Annotated in this window: 1 protein-coding gene and 3 rRNA genes; 3 read left to right on the forward strand and 1 reads right to left on the reverse strand. The window is 60.0% G+C overall.

The window, feature by feature from the left end; all coding sequences use genetic code 11:
- Positions 1–39 precede the first annotated feature (39 nt).
- Positions 40–648 carry a GNAT family N-acetyltransferase gene (locus ACFWEK_RS17140; protein ID WP_430547514.1) on the reverse strand — a complete coding sequence of 203 codons (609 nt, stop codon included), beginning with the start codon at positions 646–648 and terminating at the stop codon, positions 40–42.
- 526 nt (positions 649–1,174) lie between these two features.
- Between ACFWEK_RS17140 and ACFWEK_RS17145 the strand changes: the two genes are divergently transcribed.
- The 3 genes from ACFWEK_RS17145 to rrf all read left to right on the forward strand — a co-directional run.
- Positions 1,175–2,698: ribosomal RNA gene (locus ACFWEK_RS17145) — 16S ribosomal RNA — on the forward strand.
- Between the two features lie 567 nt (positions 2,699–3,265).
- Positions 3,266–6,379, forward strand: a 23S ribosomal RNA gene (locus ACFWEK_RS17150).
- Positions 6,380–6,502: 123 nt separating this feature from the next.
- Positions 6,503–6,575, forward strand: a 5S ribosomal RNA gene (rrf, locus tag ACFWEK_RS17155); the annotation flags it as partial.

Below are 6,575 nucleotides of genomic sequence, written 5' to 3' on the forward strand. Positions count from 1 at the left end.
GGGGGGCGCCGCGGGCCCCCCCCCCGCCGTCGCGCGCGGTCAGGCCGGTCGACGGATCATGACGACGTCGTCGTGCCGCACGCCACCGACGTCGTAGGTCCGTGTCCCGGCGACCTCGAAGCCGTGCTTGCGGTAGAAGGACTGCGCCCGGGCGTTCTGCGCGTTGGTGCCCAGCCACAGGGGCGCGTCGCCGCCGAGCTCCGCGGCTGCCGAGACGGCTGCGTCGAGGAGCCGCGCCGCGACCCCTCCGCCGAGCGCGTCCGGGTGCACGTAGATCTTGGAGAGCTCGACGTACGGCGCGGGCCCGACGACGGAGCGGAGCACGCGCTGCTCGTCGTCGCCGGAGGCCTCGCCGAAGGACACGAGCGCGTAGCCGAGGGGAGCCGTCGGACCGTCGGCGTGGGGGTCGAGCTCCTCGTCGACGGCGACCAGGAGAGCGTGCGTGTCGGACCGGACCCAGCCGCGCACGGCGGACGGGGAGAGGTGGGTGGCCACGTGCGCGGCCATCGTGGCGACAGAGGTCCCGGGCGGGCACGCCAGCGGGAACGTGAGCGCGGCGAGCCACGCGACGTGCGCGCTCTCGTCGGCACGGGCGGGCCGGACGGCGACGGACACCGGGGGCTGAGGGGCGGTCTGCGGGGTGCTCACGGCACGATTCTGGACCCGGTCCGGAGCCCCCGTCCGAGGGCGGGGAGGGGTGTGCCCCGCGTCACCGCGGACGGAGTTGGCCGGGCGCTCCGGAGCGTGTAATGTTCTACGACGTCAGCCCGACAGGGAGACGGACACCAAGGAGCACGATCCGGGAGACCGGAGCTCAGGTGGCCGACCGGGGCTGGAACTCACACCGAGGATCAGGTCGCATTCGTGCGCCCGAGCACCGGTGTGGGGGCTTCCGACGATGTCGGGCAGTTCGATCGGCTGGGAACAGGCGGTCGGAACGGCCGAAAAAGTCTGGTAAGTTTGAGGGGTTGCCCCGGCGGGGTTGGAGCCGAGAGTGGTTCTGGTTCTGCGGTGTGCGTCGGTTGTTTGAGAACTCAACAGTGTGTTTGATAGTCAATGCCAAATTTTTGAACCCTTTGTGGTTCCTTTGGATCGGACTGAGCAGTTCAGCTTGGTCTGGCCAGTATCGTTGAATGCCGCGGGCTCTTTTGGGGGTTCGTGGTGTTTCTCTTCTTTTACGGAGAGTTTGATCCTGGCTCAGGACGAACGCTGGCGGCGTGCTTAACACATGCAAGTCGAACGGTGAAGTCCCAGCTTGCTGGGATGGATCAGTGGCGAACGGGTGAGTAACACGTGAGCAACCTGCCCTCCACTTCGGGATAAGCCTTGGAAACGGGGTCTAATACCGGATATGAGCCTGCATCGCATGGTGTGGGTTGGAAAGTTTTTCGGTGGGGGATGGGCTCGCGGCCTATCAGCTTGTTGGTGGGGTGATGGCCTACCAAGGCGTCGACGGGTAGCCGGCCTGAGAGGGCGACCGGCCACACTGGGACTGAGACACGGCCCAGACTCCTACGGGAGGCAGCAGTGGGGAATATTGCACAATGGGCGAAAGCCTGATGCAGCGACGCCGCGTGAGGGATGACGGCCTTCGGGTTGTAAACCTCTTTCAGCAGGGAAGAAGCGCAAGTGACGGTACCTGCAGAAGAAGCGCCGGCTAACTACGTGCCAGCAGCCGCGGTAATACGTAGGGCGCAAGCGTTGTCCGGAATTATTGGGCGTAAAGAGCTCGTAGGCGGTCTGTCGCGTCTGGTGTGAAATCCCGAGGCTCAACCTCGGGCTTGCATCGGGTACGGGCAGACTAGAGTGCGGTAGGGGAGACTGGAATTCCTGGTGTAGCGGTGGAATGCGCAGATATCAGGAGGAACACCGATGGCGAAGGCAGGTCTCTGGGCCGCAACTGACGCTGAGGAGCGAAAGCATGGGGAGCGAACAGGATTAGATACCCTGGTAGTCCATGCCGTAAACGTTGGGCACTAGGTGTGGGGCTCATTCCACGAGTTCCGTGCCGCAGCTAACGCATTAAGTGCCCCGCCTGGGGAGTACGGCCGCAAGGCTAAAACTCAAAGGAATTGACGGGGGCCCGCACAAGCGGCGGAGCATGCGGATTAATTCGATGCAACGCGAAGAACCTTACCAAGGCTTGACATGCACCGGAAACACTCAGAGATGGGTGCCCCGTAAGGTCGGTGCACAGGTGGTGCATGGTTGTCGTCAGCTCGTGTCGTGAGATGTTGGGTTAAGTCCCGCAACGAGCGCAACCCTCGTCCTATGTTGCCAGCGGGTTATGCCGGGGACTCATGGGAGACTGCCGGGGTCAACTCGGAGGAAGGTGGGGATGACGTCAAATCATCATGCCCCTTATGTCTTGGGCTTCACGCATGCTACAATGGCCGGTACAGAGGGCTGCGATACCGTAAGGTGGAGCGAATCCCAAAAAGCCGGTCTCAGTTCGGATTGGGGTCTGCAACTCGACCCCATGAAGTCGGAGTCGCTAGTAATCGCAGATCAGCAACGCTGCGGTGAATACGTTCCCGGGCCTTGTACACACCGCCCGTCAAGTCACGAAAGTTGGTAACACCCGAAGCTCATGGCCCAACCGGTTTTCCGGGGGGAGTGGTCGAAGGTGGGACTGGCGATTGGGACTAAGTCGTAACAAGGTAGCCGTACCGGAAGGTGCGGCTGGATCACCTCCTTTCTAAGGAGCATCTGATACCCCCTGTGGCGCTTCGTGCGTCGCTTCATTGCCTCGTCTGCCAGGTCTTCTGGTGGGTTCGGTGGTGGGGTGGGGGTCAGGCAGACCATCTGAGGCGCCGTTTGAGTGTCTGGTGGTTGCTCACGGGTGGAACATTGACTAGAAGGACCGGTTCGGCGTCTCGCTGGCCGGCTAGTACACACCACGGCTCTTCGGGGCCGGGCTCTTCGGGGCTGGCTCTTCGGGGTCGGGTGGGGGAACGCTGGTGGTGGGGGGTTGGTCTGGTTCGCAAGCACACTGTTGGGTCCTGAGGCAATCGGCCGGCCTTGGTCGTCCTTCCCTGGTGGGTGGGGCGGGTGGGGTGGTGGGTGGTCTTGATGGATACGGGTCGTGGGCTGGTGTGAACCGCTCCCTTGGAGGGGGTAGGCGTGCCGGGTGTCTGCGGGTCGTCCGTTGCTTGAGAACTGCACAGTGGACGCGAGCATCCCAGATGTTCAGTACTTGTTCCTCGTCTTCTTCTTTGAAGGGGTGGGGGGACGAGTTTTCTGATCTCTGTGAAATATTGTAGTGTGTCGAAGTTTTTAAGGGCACAGGGTGGATGCCTTGGCACTAGGAGCCGAAGAAGGACGTGGTAGCCTGCGATAAGCCTCGGGGAGTTGGCAAACGAGCTGTGATCCGAGGGTGTCCGAATGGGGGAACCCGGCTGGGGTCATGCCCAGTCACCTGCATCTGAATACATAGGGTGTAGGGGGGAACGTCGGGAAGTGAAACATCTCAGTACCGACAGGAAGAGATATTCCGTGAGTAGTGGCGAGCGAAAGCGGATGAGGCCAAACCGTGTGTGTGTCAAGCTGTCAGGCGTTGCACATGCGGGGTTGTGGGACCTTCTGACCAGATCTGACAGTCTGGTAGCCAGTAAGAAAGCCGTGTCATAGTCGAACCGCATTGAAAGGCGGACCGTAGTGGGTGTGAGTCCCGTAGACGAAATGGTGCGGCCTGGTTGAGGGGATCCCAAGTAGCACGGGGCCCGAGAAATCTCGTGTGAATCTGGCAAGACCACTTGCTAAGCCTAAATACTACCTAGTGACCGATAGCGGACTAGTACCGTGAGGGAAAGGTGAAAAGTACCCCGGGAGGGGAGTGAAATAGTACCTGAAACCGTGTGCCTACAATCCGTCGGAGCCTCCTTAGCAGGGGTGACGGCGTGCCTTTTGAAGAATGAGCCTGCGAGTTAGTGCTCGGTGGCGAGGTTAACCCGTGTGGGGAAGCCGTAGCGAAAGCGAGTCCGAATAGGGCGGTACAGTCGCCGGGTCTAGACCCGAAGCGAAGTGATCTAGCCATGGGCAGGTTGAAGCGCCGGTAAGACGGCGTGGAGGACCGAACCCACTTAGGTTGAAAACTGAGGGGATGACCTGTGGTTAGGGGTGAAAGGCCAATCAAACTTCGTGATAGCTGGTTCTCCCCGAAATGCATTTAGGTGCAGCGTCACGTGTTTCTTGCCGGAGGTAGAGCTACTGGATGGCTAATGGGCCCTACCAGGTTACTGACGTCAGCCAAACTCCGAATGCCGGTAAGACATAGCGTGGCAGTGAGACTGCGGGGGATAAGCTTCGTAGTCGAGAGGGAAACAGCCCAGATCATCGGCTAAGGCCCCTAAGCGTGTGCTCAGTGGGAAAGGATGTGGAGTTGCACAGACAACCAGGAGGTTGGCTTAGAAGCAGCCACCCTTGAAAGAGTGCGTAATAGCTCACTGGTCAAGTGATTCCGCGCCGACAATGTAGCGGGGCTCAAGTACACCGCCGAAGCCGTGGCACTCACACGTTAGCCCAGCACCAACTTGATTGGTGTTCAGGTGTGTGGGTGGGTAGGGGAGCGTCGTGTGGGCAGTGAAGCTGCAGGGTGACCTAGTGGTGGAGCCCACACGAGTGAGAATGCAGGCATGAGTAGCGAATGACGGGTGAGAAACCCGTCCGCCGAATGACCAAGGGTTCCAGGGCCAGGTTAATCCGCCCTGGGTAAGTCGGGACCTAAGGCGAGGCCGACAGGCGTAGTCGATGGACAAGGAGTTGATATTCTCCTACCGGCGAAGAACCGCCCATACCGAGCCCGGTGATGCTAACCATCCCAGACCACCACCGAGATCCTTCGGGATCTCACCGGTGGCGCGGCGTGGGACCCGAACCGGTAGTAGGTAAGCGTGTTAACAGGGGTGACGCAGGAAGGTAGCCCGGCGTGGCGATGGTAGTCCACGTCCAAGGTTGTAGCCCGCTTCGTAGGCAAATCCGCGAAGCACATAGGGTGAGAACTGATAGTGACCGCGTATGCGGGAATCGGGTGATCCTCTGCTGCCAAGAAAAGCCTCGACGCGAGGTTCTAGCCGCCCGTACCCCAAACCGACTCAGGTGGTCAGGTAGAGAATACCAAGGCGATCGAGCGAATCGTGGTTAAGGAACTCGGCAAAATGCCCCCGTAACTTCGGGAGAAGGGGGGCCCGATCCGTGAACACCCTTGCGGTGGGAAGCGGGGAGGGCCGCAGAGACCAGGGAGAAGCGACTGTTTACTAAAAACACAGGTCCGTGCGAAGTCGCAAGACGATGTATACGGACTGACGCCTGCCCGGTGCTGGAAGGTTAAGAGGACGGGTCAACTTCGGTGAAGCCCAGAATTTAAGCCCCAGTAAACGGCGGTGGTAACTATAACCATCCTAAGGTAGCGAAATTCCTTGTCGGGTAAGTTCCGACCTGCACGAATGGCGTAACGACTTCTCCGCTGTCTCAACCGCGAGCTCGGCGAAATTGCACTACGAGTAAAGATGCTCGTTACGCGCAGCAGGACGGAAAGACCCCGGGACCTTTACTATAGCTTGGTATTGGTGTTCGGTGTGGCTTGTGTAGGATAGGTGGGAGACTGTGAAACCCGGCCGCCAGGTCGGGTGGAGTCATCGTTGAAATACCACTCTGGCCATATCGACCATCTAACCTCGGTCCGTAATCCGGATCAGGGACAGTGCCTGGTGGGTAGTTTAACTGGGGCGGTTGCCTCCCAAAATGTAACGGAGGCGCTCAAAGGTTCCCTCAGCCTGGTTGGCAATCAGGTGTCGAGTGCAAGTGCACAAGGGAGCTTGACTGTGAGACCGACAGGTCGAGCAGGGACGAAAGTCGGAACTAGTGATCCGGCGGTGGCTTGTGGAAGCGCCGTCGCTCAACGGATAAAAGGTACCCCGGGGATAACAGGCTGATCTTGCCCAAGAGTCCATATCGACGGCATGGTTTGGCACCTCGATGTCGGCTCGTCGCATCCTGGGGCTGGAGTAGGTCCCAAGGGTTGGGCTGTTCGCCCATTAAAGCGGTACGCGAGCTGGGTTTAGAACGTCGTGAGACAGTTCGGTCCCTATCCGCTGCGCGCGCAGGAAACTTGAGAAGGGCTGTCCCTAGTACGAGAGGACCGGGACGGACGAACCTCTGGTGTGCCAGTTGTTCCGCCAGGAGCACGGCTGGTTAGCTACGTTCGGAAGGGATAACCGCTGAAAGCATCTAAGCGGGAAGCCTGCTTCAAGATGAGGTTTCCATCCCCCACGGGGGTGAAGGCACCCAGCTAGACCACTGGGTAGATAGGCCGGATGTGGAAGACAGGACCAAAGACTGTCGGAGCTGACCGGTACTAATAAGCCAACAACTTCACACACACTCAAACACTGTTTGACAATTGCATGCTACGCGTCCACTGTGCGGTTCCCGAGAAACGGGCACCACCCCCCACCACCACCAGGTGATGATCAGGGGGGTCACCCTGAAAACTCGATACTGTTACGGCGGTCATAGCGTCGGGGAAACGCCCGGTCCCATTCCGAACCCGGAAGCTTAGCCCTTCAGCGCCGATG

This window comes from Isoptericola sp. NPDC060257 (assembly GCF_042726645.1).
Classification (GTDB): Bacteria; Actinomycetota; Actinomycetes; order Actinomycetales; family Cellulomonadaceae; genus Isoptericola; species Isoptericola nanjingensis.